This is a genomic window from Streptomyces sp. NBC_00466 (assembly GCF_041433995.1).
In the GTDB taxonomy this organism is placed as follows: Bacteria; Actinomycetota; Actinomycetes; order Streptomycetales; family Streptomycetaceae; genus Streptomyces.
In genome coordinates, this window is sequence record NZ_CP107896.1 from 1 (window position 1) to 20,220 (window position 20,220).

Here is a 20,220-nt window from a genome sequence, read left to right on the forward strand (position 1 = left end):
CGCCGTCCACCGGGAATGGCCACTGGGCGAGGGCGTCGTCGTAGGCGGCGCGGAAATGCGGTGACGCTGAGACGGCCGGCATGGTGGCCATGTTACGGAGCGGCGGCGTCGCCGCAGAGCGGAAGTGGTCAGCGGGCGTCGTTGGGGGACAGCTGCTCGCGCAGGAACGTGGTCAGGGAGATGGGCTCGCGGCCGAGCAGGGTCGCGAGTGTCGGGTCGACGGCGGCGAACTCACCGGCTCGGGAGGCCGCGAAGATGCCCAGCAGCTGGTCGGCCACCTCGGCGGGGGCACCGCCGTCCGTCAACTGCTCCCGGAACCGCTCGTCGGGTGCGGTGGTCCTCGTGATGGTGCGCCCCGTGACCTCCGCGGCGATGCGGGCCAGGTCGGCGAAGGTCAGCGCCTGCGCCGCGGTGAGCGGCGGTGTGGGCCCGTCGAAGCGGCCTTCGTCGGCCAGGATGACGGCGGCCGCCTCGGCGAGGTCGGCGTGCGTGGTCCAGCTGACAGGACCGTCGGAGGGAAGCGCGACCTGGCCGGACTCCAGGCCGTGGCCCGCCAGTTGCAGTCCGCTGGCGGCATAGAAGCCATTGCGCAACGACGTGAACGGCACGCCGGACGCGCGCAGCGCCTCCTCGGTGGCAGCATGGTCGCGGCAGGCCTGGAAGTGGGACGAGGCGCCGGCGCCGATCTGGCTGGTGTAGAGGATGCGGCGGGCGCCCGCGGCGACGGCCCCGTCGATCGCGGCACGGTGCTGCCTCACGGTCTCCTCGCCCATCCGGTCGACAGAGACGATCAGCACCTGGGACACACCCTCGAAGGCATGGGCGAGGCTCTCCGGGTCGGTGAAGCTGCCGTGCCGCACCCGTATCCCCCGGTCGGCGAACGTCTGCGCCTTCTGCGGGTCGCGGACACTCACTCCGATCCGGTCGGCCGGGACACGCTCCAGCAGGCTCTCGACAATCCGGCGTCCGAGCTTTCCATTGGCTCCGGTAACGATGATCACGGTGAACTCCCCACACTCTGTTTCCACTGGAATCCACTTCACAGTATCATCGATATTACCGAGGGAACCGCCTGGAAGGTATCGTTGATATATGCCACCACCGCCCACCAGGGACAGCGCCACCGCCGACGAGTCCGACACCGCGGCCACGGACCGCGAGCAGCCCCGGCAGCGGGTCATCGAAGCCGCGGCCGACCTGCTGGCACGTGAGGGCCGCGACGCGGTCACCACCCGCGCGGTCGCCGTCGCGGCCGGTCTGCAACCACCGGCCATCTACCGGCTGTTCGGCGACAAGGCCGGGCTGCTCGACGCGGTCGCGGAGTACGGCTTCGCCTCGTTCCTGGCGACGAAGAAGGCCAGGAACACGGACGCGGGCCCGCAGGATCCCATCGAGGGGCTGAGGGCCGGCTGGGACCTGGCGGTCGAGTTCGGCCTGGCCAACCCCGCCCTCTACTCACTGATGTACAGCGAGCCCACCAGGGCCGAGTCGGCCCCCTTCAGGGCCGGCATAAAGATTCTGAAGGGCCGCATCCAGCGGCTCGCGGCCGACGGCTGGCTCCGGGTCGACGAGGACCTCGCGGCCATGCTCATCCACGCCACGGCACGCGGCGCGGTGCTCACCTGGCTGTCCCAGCCCGAAGACCGGCGCGACCCGGCCCTGTTGACCACGATGCGGGAGTCCATGGTCGCCGCCGTCACCAACGAGAAGCCGGCTGTGCAGACCGGGGGCCCGGCCGGCGCCGCCCGCGCCCTGCGCGCGGCGCTGCCCGAACAGACGACGCTCAGCGGCGCTGAGCAGCACTTGCTGCGGGAGTGGCTGGGGCGCCTCGCCTCGGACGGCTGAGGCGAGGCGCCATGTACACCCGATGCGTTGGCCGCTGCTTGTCCCTGCTGGGGTTGAGTGCCGTCAGGAGGCCGTGGGCCGGTCCCCCTGGGCGGGTTCGGACAACCGCGTCCGGAGGAAGTCGAGCAGCACGGCGTTGAAGCGCTCGGGCTGTTCCGCGCCCGGCAGATGCCCGGCGCCTTCGATGACGCTCACCGTGGCGTACGGAACGAGCCCGCCGATCGCCTCGGCCTCGGTGACAGGTGTGTAGACGTCGTCCGCGCCGACCACGATCAGTGTGGGCACACCGGCGGCGGCGACGGTGACGAGCGTGTCGCGGTAGTCGGGACGTTCGGCACGGCCGCGCAGCGCCGCGGCAGCCCCACGGGGATCGGTGGCGCGCATCAGGCCGAGCACGTGTGCGGCCACGTCCGGGAGAGCAGCGACGTTGTACGGAGCGAGCATCTTGTCGATGACCTCGTCCGCGTAACCGTCCATCCCCTCGGCGAGCAGCCGGTCCGCGAGGCGGTTGCGGAACGCCTTGCCCTCGTCGGTCTCGGCGGGGGCCGACGTGTCGGACAGGACGAGCGCCCGTACCCGCCCCAGGTGGCTGCGGCAGAACTCCATACATATCTGGCCGCCCATGGAGACACCGCCGATCACCGCGCGTTCGATGCCCAGACGGTCCAGGAGGGCGGCGATGTCGTCGGCGAAATCGGCGAGGAGCACCTTGCCGGGCGTCACGCTGCTCTCCCCGTAACCGCGCAGGTCGGGGGTGATCACCCGGTACCCGGCCGCGCTGAGCGCTTGGGCCTGGGGGGTCCACAGCGTGCGGTCGAACGGGTGCCCGTGGATCAGCACGACCGGAATCCCGTTCGACGGGCCGAGGTCGTCGTAGTGGAGCGTGGCGTCGTTCACGGTGATGCGGCTCATCGCGTGCCTCCCTGGCGTCGCTCGTCGGCGCCGCGGGGGTGCGGCGGCGAGACATCGGGCCGCGTCGCGCGGCGGTGCGGCCACATGAGTTACTTCAGCTCGATCTCGACGAAGGCCAGTGGTGAGGTTCCGGCGTTGACGACTTCGTGTTCGCCGCCGGCCGGGCGTGCGTAGGACTCCCCCGCCCGCAGCTCCGAGGCGGTGACCGTGCCGTCGGGGGTGATCACGCTGGTCCGGCCATCGACGACCGGCACGACTACGTAGTCGTGTTCGTGCACATGGCGACCGGTGCTCTCGCCCGGCTCGAAGTCCCAGCGGGTGACGCGTACCCGCTCGTCCTCGTGCTGCTGTGTCGCGCGGGCGGTGGTCGTCATGACGTAACTCCTCATCGTCGGCTGCCCATGACGCTGCGGCCCGGTGGGCCGCAGCATTCCAGGTGGCAGGCTAACCGGCAGCCTCTACAGCTGTGGGGCGGGGCGCAGGCCGGCCAGGGTGGTCAGCGGCCGGCGGACTTCAGTGCCGCGGTGTACTGCTCGTCGGTGACCGGCTCCAGCCAGCTGGTGCCGTCGCTGTTCTCGTCGCCGACGAGCATGGCGATATGGGCCATGAGCGTGGTGTCGGTGGCGCCGTGCCAGTGTTCCTCGCCGGCCGGGCATTTGACCGTCTCACCGGCGGTGGCCAGCACGACATCGCCGTCACGGGTGCCGACCAGGCCGACGCCGTCGGTGATGTGGAGGGTCTGGCCCTTGGCGTGGGAGTGCCAGTTGGTGCGGGCGCCGGGGGTGAAGCGGACCAGGGCCGCGACGAGGCGGGCCGGGTCGGACGGCGTCTCGATCGAGTTGAGGTAGACGTCGCCGGTGAAGCGCTCGGCCGGGGCCTTGGCGGTGGGGGTGGAGGTGATGTGTTCCATGGCAGCTTTCCTTGATCGAGAGGGGGCGCGGGGCAGCGGGGCCGGTCAGGCGGGCTGCTCATCGGCGATCTTCTTCAGCAGCGTGATCGCGGTCATCGCGTTGGGCCAGCCGGCGTAGAACGCCAAGTGCGTGATGGCCTCGGACAGCTCCTCGACGCTCAGCCCGTTCTCCAGAGCCTTGCCCAGGTGGTACGGGAGCTGCTCGCTGCGGTAGAGCGCGGCCAGCACACTCACCGTGACCAGGCTCCGGTCGCGGGGGGACAGCTCGGGGCGCTCCCACACGTCGGCGAACAGCACGTCGTTCGTGACCTCGACCAGCTTCGGTGCGATCTGCGCCAGCTCCTGGGGTGCGGACTGCTTCGCCATGCGATGACTCCTTGCGATGGTGCGAACACGTACACGGCAGATCCGCTCTCGGTGAGAGCGGCCCGCCCGGCAGCCGCAGCCACTCCGAGATCAGCACCGGGATGGCGGCCGACTGCCTTCGCCATCGAGGAAACCGCAGGTCACCCGGGCGCGGAAGGTACTGTCGTGACACGTACTGACAGGACACCCCTCAGGCCCGGCGAAACGGCCCCGGGGCCGGTGGTCAACCGGCCGGCCCGCATTCTGAAGGATTCCCCGCCTGCTACAGCAGGACGTCAGCCCCGCCGTCCGCTCCCACCGTGTAGCGGCGGGTGAGGACGCGCTCCCTCAAGTGCTCGACGTAGAGCGCGACTTTGATCTCCAGCGGGAAGTCCGGGGGCCAGACCCCGCGTGTGTAGTGGAAGCGGAGGTCGCGGTAGGAGAAGGACGTTTCGGCCTGTACCTCCTCGCCCTTCTCCACCAGGGCGAAGCGCTCAAGGTGCCCACCCGCCAGACCGGCGACGCTTCCCGGCACGAAGAGTTCGGCGATTCCCTCGTGCGCGAGGACGCGGAAACGCTCCACGTAGGCGTCCCGCGTCTCCTCGGCCTCCATGGCTCCCGCCCTCACTCAGCGCAGTTGTGGACGGCGCTCGTGCTCGATCCGATGACGATATCCCCGAGGCCCCCGGCGACCACGAGGTGAACGGCGTTGACCGTGAGTCCGTGGTCGGCCCCGGCGACCGGCGTCTGCTCGTTGATCACCAGCCGGGTACCGCCGGGCAGGCTGATCGTACTGTTCGGCGCCGTCGGTACGGTGACGGTCGCGCCGCCGATCGTCAGCGCCGTCAGGGTGGCGCTGCCCGTCGCGCCGTCGCAGCGGGCGGTTGCCCTCGCGGTCAGCCCGGAGATACCGATCACGGGGACTCCGGGGAGGCCGATCGAGGCCGATTCGACGTGCGTGGTGGCGGTGGCGGTGCCCGGATCGAGAGTCGTGGTCACACCGGAGCAGAGCGCCTTGACGTCGAGGACGACCGCTGACACGGCGGCCGTGCAGGGCGGCGTCACGGTGGTCGCCCCGGCTGTCCTGACCTGGCCGGTGTCCGGCTGGTCGGGCAGGTGGACCGGCGGCAGGAGCGGCAGGTCCAGCTGGGCCGACAGACCGAAGGCACGGCCGGTGTAGTACTGGAGGAGCAGGGACGCGTCGGCGCTGGACTTCAGGTAGTTGGCGTCCCCGGCGAAGGCCGCGTGCAGCGGCACGGTCGCCGCGGCGTTGAGCGGCTGGCCGGTCACGCCGATGGTGCACCGTGCGGCTCCGGCGCTGTCGGTGGTGGCGTCGCAGGACTGCGCGGTGGCCCCCGTACCGAGGGCGAAGTGCACGGACCTGCCGGTGACCGGTGCGCCGAGGTAGTCGTCGAGCTCGCCCGAGAGCCGGACGTCCTTGCCGTTGGCGATGCGGGCGGGCCCGGTGTACTTGAGCGTCGTCGGCGACTGGACCGCCACCGTGGCGGTCGCCGATGAGGCCTCGTAACCGGAGTCACCCGCGAAGCTCACCGCGACCGGGACCGAAGTGGGCGGCTGGCGCAGGGAGTTGATGGTGCAGTCGGCGCCTCCGGTCGTACCCGTCGTACCGTCGCAGGACTGTGCGGCGTCGCCCGAGCCGATACGGAAGTGGACGGTCCGGCCGGTGACGGGGCTGCCCGTGTAGTCGGAGAGCGTGGCGGAGAGCTTCAGCGGGCTGCCGTTGACGGCGTGCGCGGGTCCGGTGTACGAGAGCTTCGTCGGCGAGGTGGGCACCACCGTGGAGGAGGTCGACGAGGCCTTGAATCCGTCGTCGCCCGCGAAACTCACCGCCACCGCAACCGACCCGGTGGGCTGGTGCAGTTGACCGATGGTGCAGCGAGCTGTACCCGCCGCGCCTGTCGTGCCGTCGCAGGACTGCGCACCGTCGCCCGACCCGACGCGGAAGTGCAGCGTCTTGCCCGCGACGGGGATCCCGAGGTCGTCGACGAGGGAGGCGGAGAGCGTCAGCGGGCTGCCGTTGGTGCCGTGGCGGGGCCCGGTGTACGTGAGGGTCGTCGCCGCGGCCGGTACGGGCGGGCCGCCGCCGCACTCGAGCCGGGGACCGGCGTCCGACGGCGCGATGCACGGCAGCATGTAGAAGGCGGTGATGATGCCGAAGGCGTACGCGTCACCGGAGCGGGGGTCGAGGACCGGGCTGTACACCACGAAGAGGTTGGTCTCCGGGTTCAGGCAGCGCACCCGGGCATCGGCGCCGGGTATGCAGTTCGCCGGGGTGCCGATGGTGTCCTGGATGTCCGTGGACGGCGGGACCGCGCCGTGGCCGCCGTCGGACGCCTCGATGTGCACCCGCCCGAAGCCGTCGAGCGGCGGCGGGTCGGACGGATCGTTGTAGTCCTCCTGGCCGGTGCGGAGCGGGACGTCGTGACCGTACTGGTCGTAGAAGAGCTTCTCCACCTTCCAGTCGATCGGGTTCGGGTTGGTCGTCGCGGCGTAGGCCGTACTCGCGGCCGCGCCCACGCCGAGCAGCCCGGCGACAAGGCAGAGAAGGGCCGCGAAGATTTTCCCGCGCAGCCATGTGGTCGGACGCTTCACCCGAATCCCCCCGAGGACCGGCGGCTGTGCGCGGTGGACAGCGCGGAACCGCCGTGGTGTAGAAGGCCAGTGGTGTACAGAGCCAGTGCTGTACATGCCAACGGGGCAGTCTAGCGGCGGACCCCCGCGCTGCCCAGGGGCTGCCGTACGCGGCGCGCCTCACCAACGACCGGTACGGGAACCGCAGTTCGGCAGCGCGGTCCAGCGGGCCTGCGGGCCTGCGGCGACCAGCTCCGGACAGGCCTTCCTCAGCGCAAACGTGACGCGCCGTCAGCCATTTCGCTCCAGGACGCGAGCAGCCGGTGGATGGCCTCGGCCGCCTCGGGGATCGCGGCCACGGCGCAGGTCTCATCCGTGACGTGCGCCTGGTCGGGATCGCCCGGGCCGTAGATGACGACCGCACGGGCGTCCAGCTTCCCGGCCAGCACCGACGCGTCGGTGAAGTAGGTCGCGTACTCCGGTCGCCCGCCGGCGTCCGCGGGGCGCAGGACATCGGCGAGGTCACGGACGAGGGCGGTGGCGGGGTCGGTGGCCACGCCGTTCAGGTCGAGCACTCGCTCGATCCTGGTCCCCGGGCCGGCGAGCCGCTCGACCGCCAGGAGCGCGTCGTCGGAGCCGAACCCCGGAATGGTACGGATATCGACCATCAACTCGGCGTGGTCGGGGACGAGATTGGGCTGGACCCCGGCGTGGAACGTACCCACGTTGACGGTGGCCGCACCGTGTGTCGCGCTGCGCGGCCAGTCCTTGTACTCGTGGATCCGGACCGCCGCCGCGGCGAGCCTGGCCAGTGCGTTGTCGCCGAGTTCGGGCCGGGATCCGTGCGCGCTGCGGCCTTCGGCGGTGAGCCGCAGCCACAGAACACCCTTGTGCCCGAGGACGATCTTGTTCGCGGTGGGTTCGGCGACCAGCAGCACCGGACTCGGCGTCAGGCCCTCCAGCCGGGCCGCTCCCTCGCAGCCGGTCTCCTCGCCGAAGGTGAGGACGAGTTGTACGTCGGTCCCGTCGGGGTGGGTCGAGACCCGGTGGGCCGCGGCAGCCACCATGCACGCCACACCCGCCTTCATGTCGCTGCTGCCGCGCCCGCGGAGCCGGTCACCGTGGATGTCGCCGCTCAGCGGATCGAAGGACCAGCCGGAGGCGTCGGCGGGGACGGTGTCCAGATGCCCGGTCAGGGTGACCGGGGTGCGGGTGCCGTAGCGGGCGACGAGATTGACCCGGCCGGGCTCCGGCTCGTCGGTCCGCACACTGAAGCCGGCGTCGGTGAGGATCGGAGCGAGGAGTCCGGCGGCGGACTTCTCGTTCCCGGCCCTGGTGTCCAGTCGGACGAGCTGCTGTGTCAGCGATACGGGGTCGAGCACGCGGGGATCTCCTGTCAGTGCTGCGGGGGGGAACCGCGGATGTCAGTGCTGCGGGGGAACCGCGGAGCCGCGGATCACGAGGTGCAGGGGGAAGGACTTCGCCACCCGGGCGCCGTCCGGGGCTTCGATCCGGTTCTGGACCACTTCCAGCGCCGAACGCGCGAGGTCGGCGACGGGCTGCTGCAGAGTGGTGAGTTTGGGGCGCAGCCACTCGCCGACACGGATGCCGTCGCAGCCGATGACGGAGAGGTCTTCGGGGATGCGCAGCCCGTGCAGTTCCGCCGCGCCGAGGATGCCGACCGCGACGATGTCACTGCCCACGAAGGCCGCTGTCGGCGGTTGTGCGGCGCGCGCGAGGTAGGGGAACGTACTGGCGCCGAACTGCTCCGTGTACGGGCCGTGCAGGACGAGGTCCTCGTCGACATCCAGTCCGGCGTGATCCATGGCATCCCGGTAGCCGCGCAGCCGGTCACGGGTGGTGGACAGCTCGCGTGGTCCGGCGATGTGCATGATGCGCCGGTGCCCGAGCTGCGCGAGATAGGCCGTCGCCTGGTAGGCGCCGCTGTAGTTGTCGACGGCGATGGTGTCGACCTCGGCCGGACTGGCGACCTCCTCGTCCAGGAGGACCACGGGCAGCCCTTCGGCGATCGCCCGGGTCAGCCGGGGGTTCTGGCGGTGCATCCCGACGTAGATCAGCCCGTCGATGGCCTCGGTCGAGGCGGCGAAGTCACTGAAGAGCGACTCGCGGCGGGCCTGCTGGCCGGTGATCCCCACGACGAGCGCCACTCCGCTGACGGCAGCCGCGGCGGCGACCTCTTCGGCCAGTTCAGCGAAGAAGGGGTTGATCAGGTCCGGCACGACCAGTGCGATCACCGGGCGGCCGGCGCGTGGAGCGGACGGGGCCGCGGCCGGTACCTCGTAGTTCAGCTCGCGTACGGCGGCATCGATCCGAGCCGCTGTCTCCGGCTGCACCTTCAGCTGCCCGCGCAAGTACCGCGACACCGTCGATGCCGACACCTGCGCATGTTGCGCAACGCTGGTCAACGTCATCCGAACCTCCCTCGCCTTGTCCGCAGTCTAGTGCGCGATCAGTTGGGCATTGACGGCGCATCGACTCGCTTCTATTGTTGCGCAAAACCAGCGCAACATTGCGCAAGATTCATATTGCGCAAGATCACCAGAAGGAGGTACGTGTGAGCCGCGTACTCATCGCAGGCGAGTCCTGGATCAACGCATCCACCGACTTCAAGGGCTACGACGCCTTCCCCCACGCCCAGCTGGAGGTGGGCGTCACCCCGCTGCTCCAGGCCCTGCGGGGTGCGGGCCACGAGGTCACGCATCTGCTCTCGCACGATGTGGCGACCCAGTTCCCGGAGACCCTGGAGAAGCTCGACGCCTATGACGTGGTGATCCTGTCGGACATTGGCGCCAATTCGCTGCTGCTCCACCCGCAGGTGTTCGCACAGGGGCGCCCGTTCCCCAACCGGCTCAAGCTCCTCGCGCAGTGGGTCCGGCAGGGCGGTGGCCTCGCCATGGCCGGTGGCTATCTGAGCTTCCAGGGCTTCCAGGCCAAGGCCAACTACCACGCCACTCCGATCGAGGACATCCTGCCGGTGGAGATCCTCCCGTACGACGACCGCGTGGAGTGCCCCGAAGGCGTAGGCGGCGAACTCACCGGGGAAACGCACGAGGTCACAGCCGGGCTGGCGCCCGAGTGGCCGATCCTCCTCGGCTACCAGCGGCTCACCGCGAAGCCGGACGCGCGCGTGCTCGCCACGATCGAATCGCGCCCCCTGCTCGCGGTCCGTGAGGAAGGCGCCGGACGCACGCTCGCCTTCGCTTCGGACATCTCACCGCACTGGGCCCCGGCCGAGTTCATCGAGTGGAAGGGCTACCAGCGGCTCTTCGACCAGGCCGTCACCTGGCTCGCCGGCGACCCGGACTGACCCCACCGACGTGCCGGGCCCGTCGGGCTCCCCCGCCCGCCGGGCCGACAAGGCCGCAACGGCCGCTATGAAACAGCCCACACGCCCAGAGATTGCATCGGTCCCGTCGGACATACTGGCTCAAAGGAGAGCGAATACACGATGACAAGCCTCAACACCGCAGGACCCGAACCGGACACCGTGTCCACGGCACCCGCGCGGACCGCCCGCCGAACCACCACGGCGGTACTGGTCCTGGCCACCGTGCTGGCCGGGCTGCTCAGCCCCCTGCAGTCCACCGTCAACGGCGCTCTGGGCAAGAACATCAACGACGGAAACGCCGCAGCCGTCATCTCCTTCGGAACCGGCCTGATCCTGATGGCCGTCATCGTGTTCGCCCGCCCGACCACCCGCCGGCAGGCGCTGAGCCTCCCCCGCCTGCTCCGCGACGGCACCATTCCCTGGTGGAACTGTGTCGCCGGCCTGTGCGGCGCCGCCGTCGTACTCTCCGAAGGCGTCACGGTGGGCACCCTCGGTGTGGCCGTCTTCCAGATCGCGCTGATCTCCGGGCTCGTCATCTCGGGCGTGGTCTGCGACCGTTTCGGGGCGACGTCCACGGTCAAGCAGCCGATCACGCTTCCCCGCGGACTGGGCGCCCTCCTCGCGATCGCCGCGACGGCCGTCGCGATATCGCCGAACTTCCAGGTACCCGGAACCATCGCGCTCGCGGTCCTGCCGTTCGCCGCCGGACTGCTCGCCGGCTGGCAGCCCGCGGGCAACTCGGCCGTGGCTCAGGGCAGCGGATCCATGCTGGTCTCGATCGGCCTCAACTTCCTCGTCGGATTCGTCGTCCTCGGGATCGGTCTGCTGGTGCGCGCCTCCACCGGCTCGGTGAGCTTCACGCTCCCCAGCACCTGGTGGATGTACTCGGGCGGTGTGCTCGGCCTGCTCTCCATCGCCCTCATGGCGCTGCTCGTACGGGGTCTCGGCCTGCTCCTGCTGGGACTGGCCTCGATCGCCGGCCAGTTGGTCGGTTCGCTGATCCTCGATGTGATCAGCCCCTCCGTCGGCCAGCCCCTGCACGCCGTGACCGTCCTGGGCACCGTCATCGCCCTCGTCGCGGCAGGTATCGGCATGATCCCCTCCCGCTCCACGCCCTCGGTGCGGACATCATGACCGGGCGCACGGGCGAGCGACCGTACGTACAGACTGTGGCCGGAGCCGTGCCCGCGGCCGAACTGGGCCTCGTACTGCCCCACGAGCACCTGTTCAACAACCTCTCGGGCGTTCTGGACAAACCGAGCTACCCGTTCTCCGCCGCACTCAAGGACGAGCAGGTCAGCGCCTCGTCCGCCTGGGCGCTGCGGCACGACCCCTACTGCTGCGCCGACAACATCGCCGCCAAGCCGGTCGAGGACGTGCACCGTGAGGCGGCTGCCTTCCAGGCCATCGGCGGGCGCACGATCGTCGACGTGACCTCCAGCTCCGCCATCGGACGCGACCCGCAACGCCTCCTCGACCTCGCGCGGCGCAGCGGCCTCAACATCATCATGGGCTGCGGCGCCTACCTGGAGAAGTTCGAGGCCGCGCGGACCCCGGCCGGCACGGTCGACCAGCAGGCGGCCGCGATCGGGAACGAGCTCACCAACGGTGTCGGGGATTCCGGCATCCGGCCCGGCGTCATCGGCGAGATCGGGGTGTCCCCCCAGTTCACCGCGGCCGAGCACGGATCGCTCCGGGCGGCAGCTCTCGCCCAGCTCGACCACCCGTCCGTTCCGTTGATGGTCCACCTGCCCGGCTGGCAACGGCGGGCGCACGAAGTGCTCGACGTCGTGCTCGGCGAGATCGGCGTCGAACCGGCGAAGGTCGTCCTCGCACACATGGATCCCTCCGGCTCCGACGTCGACTACCAGCGCTCGGTGGCGGATCGCGGTGTATGGCTCGAATTCGACATGATCGGTATGGACGTCACGTTCCCCAAGGAGGGCGAGTCGCCCGCGTCCACCGCCACCGCGGACGCCGTCGCCCGCCACATCGACCACGGCTACGGCGGCCAACTCCTGCTCAGCCACGACCTCTTCCTCAAGCAGATGTGGACCCAGCACGGTGGCAACGGGCTCATCCATGTGCCCACCGTCTTCGCCGAAATGCTCGTCGCACGGGGGATCGACCGCGATCTGATCGACACCCTCACCCGGCAGAACCCCGCCCGGATGCTCACCGGCCCCTCGCAGCGCCGGTGCGACCGGCCGTGAGACCGGCCGGATCAACGGGGGCCGAGTCCACATACAAGGGGGCCGAGTCCTCGTACGAGAGCGCCGAGTCCACGTACGAGGGGGCCAAGGCCATCACATCTGAGGCATGGCTTACCTTACTTCTATGACTTGGGCTGACGCGTTCCCCAACCTGCTGATCGGGTTGCGGGAGGGACTTGAAGCGGGACTGGTGATCAGTATCCTGCTGGCCGCGCTGCGCCGTACCGCGGGCGAGGGCCGCCGTACGTCCACCGCGCCCGTGTGGCTGGGCGTGGTCGGGGCGGTGGCCGTCGCGGCGAGCTTCGCGACGGTGCTGACGTTCTCCACCGATGTGCTCTCCAGCAGCGGCCAGGAGACAGTGGGCGGCCTGCTCAGTGTCCTGGCGGTGATCCTGGTGACCGGGATGGTCTTCTGGATGCGGAAGACCGCCGCGAGCCTGTCGGGCGAGCTGCGCTCCAAGGTGGCGGCCGCCTCACAGGTGGGGGCGGGCGCACTCGCCGCCACGGCCTTCCTCGCCGTGGGCAGGGAGGGCCTGGAGACCACTCTGTTCCTGTGGACGGCTGCCCGGGCCTCCGGCGAGACGGTGTCCCCGCTCGTCGGAGCCGGACTGGGGCTGGCGCTCGCCTGCCTGGTGTGCTGGCTGCTGTTCCGCCGGGCGATCCGCATCAACCTGGGTGTGTTCTTCTCCCGTACGGCCCTCGCGCTGCTCGTGATCACCGCGGGCGTGCTGGCGTACGGCCTCGGCGAGCTGCAGAACGCCGGCCTGCTCCCCGGCCGCACCTGGCTGGCGTTCGACGTCAGCGGGACGATCCCGACCAGCTCGTGGTGGGTCACTCTCATCACCGGCGTGACCGAGCTCACCACACGGATGACGGTGCTCCAGGTCGTCGCGTGGGCCGTGTACCTGGCAGTCGCTGTCACGCTGTTCGTCAGGGCCTCACGTTCCCCCGCGACCGCCCGCCCAGCGCCGGAAGCGAATCCCTCTCCCGCGACTGCCGGCCAGCCGGCCGGCACACAGGCTCCGGGCGCCCCTGCCCCGCAGGCGCAGAGTGTCCCCGCGGGCGACTCCCCCGCCCCGCGCGACCGCGCCGGTTTCCTGAGCCGCCGCAGCCCGTGGGCGGTCGGGGCCGTGATCGTGCTGGTGCCAGCTCTCCTGGCGACGGGCGCCGTGGTGTTCCTGCCATCGGGCGGCAGCGCCGCGGCCGGCACGCGGGTCACCGTGACGTCGTCCGGCTGCGCCACAGGGTGGTCCGCCGCGCACAGCGGCACGCAGACGTTCCAGGTGGTCAACCGGTCCGGGCGGGCAGGCGAGATCAACCTCGACAACTCCTCGGGAGCCATCGTCGCCGAGATCGAGACGCTCGGGCCGGCCACCACCGGCTCGATGAGCGCCACACTCGGCGCCGGCGAGTACACCTTCAAATGCCTGATGTCGGGCAAGGGGACGACGAGTTCACAGACCGTGACCATAGGCGCCGGGTCCGGCTCCGGAGGCAAGGCCCCGGTCGCCGTCAAGCGGGTGTCCGTGGCTGAACTCAAGCCCGCGGCAGCCCAGTACCGCGCCTACGTCGCACCCAAGCTGGCCACCCTGGCCAAGCAGGTCGCAGCGGTCCGGCGCGACATCGACGGCCACCACTTGGACACCGCGCGCAAGGACTGGCTGCCCGCCCAGCTCACCTGGGACGAAATCGGCGCCGCCTACGGGAGCTTCGGGGACCTGGGAGATGCCATCGACGGCCTGCCCCAAGGGCTGCCCGGAGGCGTCCACGACAAGAACTTCACCGGCCTGCACCGCCTGGAATACGGCTTGTGGCACCACGGCAGCACCGGCGAACTCCTGCCCGTCGCCAAGCGGCTGGAGACCGACGTCGCGACGTTGCGCAAGAAGCTTCCCCAGGTCACCGTCGACCCGACCGACCTCCCGGTGCGCTCCCACGAAATCCTGGAGGACGCCCTGCGGGACCGCCTGACCGGCGCGGCCGACCAGGGCTCCGGCGACATGTACGCCGAAACCGAGGCCGACATCAAGGGGACCCGGGTGGTCCTGGACGAGCTGGCACCACTCATCAAGCCCCGTTCGCCCAAGCTCCTGCCGACCGCCGCCGCACAGCTCGACGCGCTGGAATCGGCGCTGCGGGCGACCCGCACCGGCAGCGGCTGGCAGCCGTTCCCTGACGTGCCCCTGGCCCGGCGCCAGCAGGTCGATGCCCGCATCGGCACCGTGCTGGAGACCCTCGCCTCGGTCCCCGACCTCCTTGAGGTGCCCATCTCCCGCTGAAGCGCGCGTCCGCGCCGGACGAAACCGGACCGAAATCCGCCGGGCGTCCCCCACCTCTTTCCGCTATCCGCTCCGCCGTCACGACCGATCAAGGAGACCTGCCATGGGCGTCAGCCGACGCACGTTCATACAGGGCGGCGCCGCCGGAGCCGCCGGCACCGCCCTGACGGGCGGACTTCTCGCCGCGGGTGCCCGCGCCGACGCGAACAGCGGCGGCCACAGCTCCCACGAGGCGTCGTCCTACCCCTTCCACGGCGCCCATCAGTCGGGCATCCTCACCCCGGGCCCCCCGCACCAGCAGCGCTTCTCCGCCTTCGCCGCGTTCGACGCGACGGCGGCGAAGCGCCCGGAGCTGGTCGACCTGATGCGTACTCTCACGGAGCGGGCCCGCTTCCTCACCTCCGGCGGAACCCCACCGGACCTGGGCGTCAGCCAGCCTCCTTCGGACAGCGACGTACTGGGGCCCGATGTCCCCGCCGACGGTCTGACCGTCACCCTCGCCGTCGGATCCAGCCTCTTCGACGACCGGTACGGCCTGTCCCGTGCCAAGCCGCTGCGCCTGACCCCAATGCGGACCTTCCCCAACGATGCGCCCGAGGCCCGCTGGAGCCACGGTGATCTGCTGCTCCAGCTCTGCGCGAACCACCCCGACACCCTCCACCACGCGATCCGCGACCTGACCAAGCACACCCGGGGCGGCATGCAGCTGCGCTGGAAGATGGAAGGGTACGGATCGCCGCCGCGCCCCTCCGGCGCCCCTCGCAACCTGCTCGGCTTCAAGGACGGCACCGCGAACCCCGCCCCCGCGACGGCACAGGGCCTGGTGTGGGTGGACGACCCGGCCGAGCCCGCCTGGGCGCAGGGCGGTACCTACCAGGTCGTCCGGCTGATCCGGATGCTCGTGGAGTTCTGGGACCGGGTCTCGATCAACGAGCAGGAGATGATGTTCGGCCGCCGCCGGGACAGCGGCGCCCCGCTGGACGGCAACGCGGAGACCGACGTCCCCGACTACGCCAAGGACCCGCACGGCCAGGTGATTCCGCTCAACTCCCACATCCGGCTGGCGAACCCGCGCACACACTCCACAAGCAGCCAGCGCCTGCTGCGCCGCTCGTACAACTACGACCTGGGAATGGACGAGAACGGCAACGTGCAGTGCGGGCACATCTTCGCGTGTTACCAGCAGGACCTGCACCGCCAGTTCGAACAGGTCCAGCAGCGTCTGATCGACGAACCCCTCGTGGACTACGTCCAGCCCTTCGGCGGCGGCTACTTCTTCACCCTCCCCGGAGTGCTCAACTCCCGGGACTGGTACGCACGTCGGCTGCTCACCTGACGGCACCGTACGGGCTCCGGGGGAACCGCCCGGCCTCGGAGCCCGTCATGTGAAGTACTTACGTCGTCGACCCGCCGGATGCTGCCCCGCCGTACGCCGCAAGCCTGCGCACAGGCGCCGGGGTCCGCGACGGCCCGCACCGGTATGCGCCGGAAGAGGCTGGTCGACGCGGGACAGAGCAACTGATCCGGAGCGGTACATATGTCGAGCCTCAACTGGAGACCGCTGACCGCCGCCCAGGAGGGCATCTGGTACGCGCAGGCGATCGATCCGAAGAACCCGGACCAGAATCTGGTCGACTACCTGGACATCCGGGGGCCCTTACGGCTTGCGTTCCTGGAGAAGGCGTTCAACCAGGTGATGGCCGAGACCCGGATCCGCGCGTCTGCGGTTCCGTCAGGACGAAGCCGGACCACGGCAGGCCGTCGAACCTCCGCGCGACCACCGGCTGCCTGTGGTCGATCTGCGGGATGAGCCCGATCCTGCGGCGGCGGCCGAGGCGTGGATGCGCAGTGACGCGGCGCGTGCGGTGGATCTGCAGAACGAGCCCGTGTCCATCGTGATCACCGCCCTCCCGGTCGGCGACGACAGGACCCTGCTCTACCTGCGCACGCACCACATCACCCTGGACTTCCTGGGGTACGCCCGGTGGCTGGACCGCCTGACGGAGATCTACACCGCGCTGGAGGACGGGCGGGAGGCCCCGCCCACTCCGTTCGCGTCGCTCGACGACGTACTCGCCGACGACGCGTCGTACCGTGAGAGCGAACACTTCCGGCGTGACCAGGCGTACTGGGCCGAGCAGATGGCCGACGTACCGGAGGGTGTGACGCTGACCGGCCGGACGGCACCGGCGTCCCACTCCACGCATCGCCGGACCGGTGTGACCCCTCCCGGTGTCATGCGGTCGCTCCGGGTACTGGCGCGTACGTCGGGCGTCGCCCTGCCCGCCCTGCTCATCGGCGCCGTGGGCATCTACCTGCACCGGATGGCGAACACCCCCGAGGTCGCCCTGGGATGAGAAGTTGCCCCGGTTCGGGCGCTGCGAGACCACCTCACGCACGTATCTGGCCAACGGTGAGGTGGACGATCTGATGGTCGTCTTCTACGAGCGAGCCGACGGCCTGCGGGTGGACTTCGTCGCCAATCCGGCGCTCTGCACGGAGGAGGAGAACACCGCACACCACGAACGGTTTCTGCGACTGATCACCGCCTTGGCACGGTTGGAACCCGATGCGCTCATCGAGGAACTGGACGTGATCACCCCCCAGGAGCGCACGGACGTACTGGAACGGTGGAACGACACGGCGCGGGAGGTTCCCGAGGCCACGCTTCCCGAGTTGTTCGAGGGGCAGGTGGCACGGACGCCGGACGCGGAAGCAGTGGTCTTCGAGGGGGCCCGGCTGACGTATGCGGAGCTGAACGAGCGCGCGAACCGGCTGGCCCGGCTGCTGTCCCACGGCGCGGGCCCCGAGGGGCGGGTCGGGGTGCTGATGGAGCGTTCGGCCGATCTGGTTCCGGTGCTGCTGGCCGTGCTCAAGACGGGGGCCGCGTACGTACCGGTCGATCCGTCCTACCCGGCCGACCGCATCGCGTACCTGCTCGACGACGCGAAACCCGCCCTCGTCGTCACAGCCGCCGCGGTCGGTACGGCAGGGGCGTCAGGGGATGTACTGCCGACAGGCGTCCCGCGGTTGACCGTGGACGATCCCGGCACCTTCGCCGTGCTGGAGACACTGGACGGGCACAACCTCTCGGATACCGACCGTCCGACGGCGTTGGCGTCGTCGCATCCGGCGTACGTCATCTACACGTCGGGCTCGACAGGCCGGCCCAAGGGCGTGGTGGTGTCCCATGCGGGTGTGGTGAACCGGCTTGCATGGATACGGGATGTGTACCGGCTCACGCCGGAGGACCGGGTGGTGCAGAAGACACCGTTCGGGTTCGACATCTCGGTGTGGGAATTCTTCTGGCCGCTGAGCGAAGGCGCGACAGTGGTGCTCGCGCGGCCGGGTGGCCATCGCGATCCGGAGTATCTCGCCGAGCTGGTGCAACGTGAGCGCGTCACGGTTGCTCATTTCGTACCTTCCATGCTGCAGCTGTTCATCGCCGAACGTACCGCCCGGAACTGCACATCCCTGCGGACGGTGGTCTGCAGTGGTGAGGCGCTGCCCGGGGTGTTGCGTGACCGGTTCCATGCGGTACTGCCGATCCCGCTGCACAACCTGTACGGACCGACCGAGGCATCGATCGAGGTGACGGCGTTCACCTGCGAACCGGGTACCGACACCGGTGATTTCGTTCCCATGGGCCGCCCGGTGTGGAATACCCGTACCTATGTACTGGATGCGGGATTGCGGCCGGTGCCGGCCGGAGTGACCGGGGAGCTGTACCTCGCCGGTGCCCAGCTCGCTCGCGGCTATCTCGGCCGCCCCGGTCTGACCGCGGAGCGGTTTGTGGCGAATCCGTTCGGGGCCCCGGATGAGCGGATGTATCGCACCGGTGATCTCGTACGGTGGAATGCCGGGGGCGAGTTGGAATTCGTGGGGCGTGCGGACGATCAGGTGAAGATCCGCGGCTTCCGTATCGAGCTGGGTGAGATCGAAACGGCGCTGCAGTCCCACCCCGCTGTCGGCCGGGCCGCGGTACTGGTCCGGGAGGACCGGCCCGGTGACAAACGCCTCGTCGCCTATCTGGTCGCCGCCGCGGGCACCCAGGTCGACATCACGGCCGTCCGTACCCGGCTGGCGGGTACGTTGCCGGAACATATGGTGCCGTCGGCGATCGTCCCGCTGGATGTTCTGCCGTTGACGGTGAACGGGAAGCTCGACCGCAAGGCTCTCCCGGCCCCGGAGTACGCCACCGATGCGACCGGCCGGGGCCCTTCGAGCATGCGGGAGGTGATCCTGTGCGAGATTTTCGCGGACGTCCTCGGTCTGCCCACCGTCGGAGTAGACGACAATTTCTTCGAGCTGGGCGGGCATTCCCTGCTGGCAACGCGCCTGACCAGTCAGATCCGGACGCGACTGGGCTTCGACGTGCCCTTACGGGCATTGTTCGGAACACCCACCGTCGCCGGCCTCGACAACTCGCTCGCCGAAGGGCCGCGCCTCGCCAGGTCCGAGGAAGCATTGGCAAGAATCCTGCCGATCCGGACGCGGGGCACCAGCAGTCCCGTTTTCTGCATCCACCCCGCGACCGGGGTGAGTTGGGGCTTCTCGCCGCTGGCAGCATCGATACCCGCGGACTATCCGCTGTACGGGGTGCAGGCTCAGGGCCTCACCGGTGGGGAGGAACTGCCGCAGTCGATAAGGGAGATGGCCGCCGACTACGTAGAGCAGATCCGTTCCGTCCAGCCAACCGGTCCGTATCAGCTGCTGGGTTATTCGCTCGGCGGTGCAGTGGCCCATGAAATGGCATTGCAGCTGCAGGAGGCCGGCGACGTGGTGGGCGCCATCGTGATCATGGACTCCTATCCGGCTGACCGGATTCCGGCACTGTTCGGCCTGGACGCCCTCGCCCTCGACGCACAGGACGGCCTCCTGCCGGCCGAGTGGGAGCAGTTCATCCTCCGGGACGACGAGAAAGCCTTCAACCTCCGGGTCCTTGAGAACAGTTCGGCCATCGTGCGTGCCCATATTCCTCGTGCGTATGAGGGTGATGTGCTGCTCATCGTGGCCGCCGCGGGCAAGGTCGAAGGCTCGAATCCCGCTGAGGCGTGGGCGCCGTATGTGACGGGGGAAGTGCGAGCGGAGAGTCTGCCGTGCAGCCATGAGGAGATGACCCGACCCGACATGCTCACCCTGGTGGGAGAGCTGACGTCGAAATGGCTGAGTGAATGCCGGCGACGTCGCTGACGGGTCGCCAGAAGTGATCCGGGCCGGTTCCGGATTTCTCCGAAGCCGGCCCAGAAGTTCTCCCGGTGCGGTCCCAGGAGCCCGGGGAACGATACCGGGTCAGCGGGTTTCGGTGACCCGGTACTCCTTCAGGGCGGCGCAGTTGGAGTGCTCCACCGACACGGACACGTTGTCGATGGTGCCACCCCAGCTCACGCAGTGACCCTTGCCATAGGCGTAGGCCGGCCCCGCGTAGGACGTGTAGTTGCCGGAGTCGTCGGCCGACGCCTCCGTGTCGGGAACGTAGATGTAGGTGGACATGTACGTGGCCTTGCCCGGGGCGGAGCGGATGGTCACAACACAGTTCTTGCCGTTCGAGGAGTTGTACGTGAGGTAGACGGTGCCCCGCGAGCCGATGGCCGCCGAGTTCACGGTCTTGTAGGCGCTGCCGCAGGCGCCCTGGGGTGTGACGTTGGGTGCGGCGGAGGCGGTCGTGCCGAGCGCGGTCGTGGCGCCCACCGCCAGTGCGGTCAGCGCCCCGGCAGCCGCGATATTGTGCGCGATTCTCATATTTCCCCCTTGCGTCCCCGGGAGCGGTTTGCTC

General features: G+C 69.8%; 19 protein-coding genes. 9 read left to right on the forward strand and 10 right to left on the reverse strand.

The genetic code is table 11. From position 1 onward, the window contains the following. Window positions 1-128: 128 nt before the first annotated feature. On the reverse strand, window positions 129-1,001 hold the full coding sequence (locus OG210_RS00005) for an SDR family oxidoreductase (protein ID WP_328333984.1): 873 nt from the start codon (window positions 999-1,001) through the stop codon (window positions 129-131). A 91-nt stretch (window positions 1,002-1,092) separates the two neighbouring features. On the opposite strand from OG210_RS00005, the gene OG210_RS00010 reads away from it, so the two are divergent. Next, window positions 1,093-1,845, forward strand: coding sequence for a TetR/AcrR family transcriptional regulator (locus tag OG210_RS00010; protein ID WP_328333982.1), 753 nt, complete (start codon window positions 1,093-1,095; stop codon window positions 1,843-1,845). A 63-nt stretch (window positions 1,846-1,908) separates the two neighbouring features. Here OG210_RS00010 and OG210_RS00015 read toward each other — a convergent pair whose 3' ends face one another. The 8 genes from OG210_RS00015 to OG210_RS00050 form a co-directional block, all read right to left on the reverse strand. Then, complete coding sequence (locus OG210_RS00015; protein ID WP_328333980.1) at window positions 1,909-2,757, reverse strand: alpha/beta fold hydrolase; 849 nt, start codon at window positions 2,755-2,757, stop codon at window positions 1,909-1,911. 89 nt (window positions 2,758-2,846) lie between these two features. Continuing rightward, window positions 2,847-3,131 (reverse strand): cupin domain-containing protein, encoded by a 285-nt coding sequence (locus tag OG210_RS00020; protein WP_328333978.1) that lies wholly within the window; start codon window positions 3,129-3,131, stop codon window positions 2,847-2,849. 122 nt (window positions 3,132-3,253) lie between these two features. Next, entirely contained in the window at window positions 3,254-3,667 is a 414-nt protein-coding gene (locus OG210_RS00025) for a cupin domain-containing protein (protein WP_328333976.1), read from the reverse strand. 45 nt (window positions 3,668-3,712) lie between these two features. Continuing rightward, window positions 3,713-4,033: a carboxymuconolactone decarboxylase family protein gene (locus OG210_RS00030; RefSeq protein WP_328333974.1), complete on the reverse strand. Its 321-nt coding sequence runs from the start codon at window positions 4,031-4,033 to the stop codon at window positions 3,713-3,715. Window positions 4,034-4,295: 262 nt separating this feature from the next. Further along, on the reverse strand, window positions 4,296-4,625 hold the full coding sequence (locus OG210_RS00035; RefSeq protein WP_328333972.1) for a hypothetical protein: 330 nt from the start codon (window positions 4,623-4,625) through the stop codon (window positions 4,296-4,298). Window positions 4,626-4,636: 11 nt separating this feature from the next. Further along, window positions 4,637-6,625, reverse strand: a complete 1,989-nt coding sequence (locus tag OG210_RS00040) for a choice-of-anchor P family protein (protein WP_328333970.1) — start codon at window positions 6,623-6,625, stop codon at window positions 4,637-4,639. A 248-nt stretch (window positions 6,626-6,873) separates the two neighbouring features. Then, entirely contained in the window at window positions 6,874-7,986 is a 1,113-nt protein-coding gene (locus OG210_RS00045; protein WP_328333968.1) for a M20 family metallopeptidase, read from the reverse strand. 42 nt (window positions 7,987-8,028) lie between these two features. Further along, window positions 8,029-9,036 carry a LacI family DNA-binding transcriptional regulator gene (locus OG210_RS00050; RefSeq protein WP_328333966.1) on the reverse strand — a complete coding sequence of 336 codons (1,008 nt, stop codon included), beginning with the start codon at window positions 9,034-9,036 and terminating at the stop codon, window positions 8,029-8,031. A 143-nt stretch (window positions 9,037-9,179) separates the two neighbouring features. On the opposite strand from OG210_RS00050, the gene OG210_RS00055 reads away from it, so the two are divergent. The 8 genes from OG210_RS00055 (at window position 9,180) to OG210_RS00090 (ending at window position 19,637) form a co-directional block, all read left to right on the forward strand. Beyond that, complete coding sequence (locus OG210_RS00055) at window positions 9,180-9,932, forward strand: glutamine amidotransferase (RefSeq protein ID WP_328333964.1); 753 nt, start codon at window positions 9,180-9,182, stop codon at window positions 9,930-9,932. A 141-nt stretch (window positions 9,933-10,073) separates the two neighbouring features. After that, complete coding sequence (locus tag OG210_RS00060) at window positions 10,074-11,087, forward strand: DMT family transporter (RefSeq protein ID WP_328333962.1); 1,014 nt, start codon at window positions 10,074-10,076, stop codon at window positions 11,085-11,087. Then, window positions 11,084-12,166, forward strand: coding sequence for a phosphotriesterase-related protein (locus OG210_RS00065; RefSeq protein WP_328333960.1), 1,083 nt, complete (start codon window positions 11,084-11,086; stop codon window positions 12,164-12,166). Before OG210_RS00060 ends, OG210_RS00065 begins: the two co-directional genes overlap by 4 nt. Window positions 12,167-12,290: 124 nt before the next feature. Beyond that, a complete protein-coding gene (gene efeU / locus OG210_RS00070; RefSeq protein ID WP_371534650.1) occupies window positions 12,291-14,444 on the forward strand; it encodes an iron uptake transporter permease EfeU in 2,154 nt (717 codons plus the stop codon). A 103-nt stretch (window positions 14,445-14,547) separates the two neighbouring features. Continuing rightward, on the forward strand, window positions 14,548-15,780 hold the full coding sequence (gene efeB, locus OG210_RS00075) for an iron uptake transporter deferrochelatase/peroxidase subunit (RefSeq protein WP_328333956.1): 1,233 nt from the start codon (window positions 14,548-14,550) through the stop codon (window positions 15,778-15,780). Window positions 15,781-15,981: 201 nt separating this feature from the next. Next, the gene (locus tag OG210_RS00080) at window positions 15,982-16,254 is read left to right on the forward strand and encodes a hypothetical protein (RefSeq protein WP_371534652.1); all 273 of its coding nucleotides are present in this window, start codon (window positions 15,982-15,984) and stop codon (window positions 16,252-16,254) included. Then, window positions 16,166-16,801 (forward strand): condensation domain-containing protein, encoded by a 636-nt coding sequence (locus tag OG210_RS00085; protein WP_371540116.1) that lies wholly within the window; start codon window positions 16,166-16,168, stop codon window positions 16,799-16,801. Before OG210_RS00080 ends, OG210_RS00085 begins: the two co-directional genes overlap by 89 nt. Before the next feature lie 4 nt (window positions 16,802-16,805). Next, window positions 16,806-19,637: an amino acid adenylation domain-containing protein gene (locus tag OG210_RS00090; protein WP_371534654.1), complete on the forward strand. Its 2,832-nt coding sequence runs from the start codon at window positions 16,806-16,808 to the stop codon at window positions 19,635-19,637. 99 nt (window positions 19,638-19,736) lie between these two features. Here the strand turns inward: OG210_RS00090 and OG210_RS00095 are convergent, their stop codons facing one another. Continuing rightward, complete coding sequence (locus OG210_RS00095) at window positions 19,737-20,186, reverse strand: spore-associated protein (RefSeq protein ID WP_328333952.1); 450 nt, start codon at window positions 20,184-20,186, stop codon at window positions 19,737-19,739. Window positions 20,187-20,220: the final 34 nt, after the last annotated feature.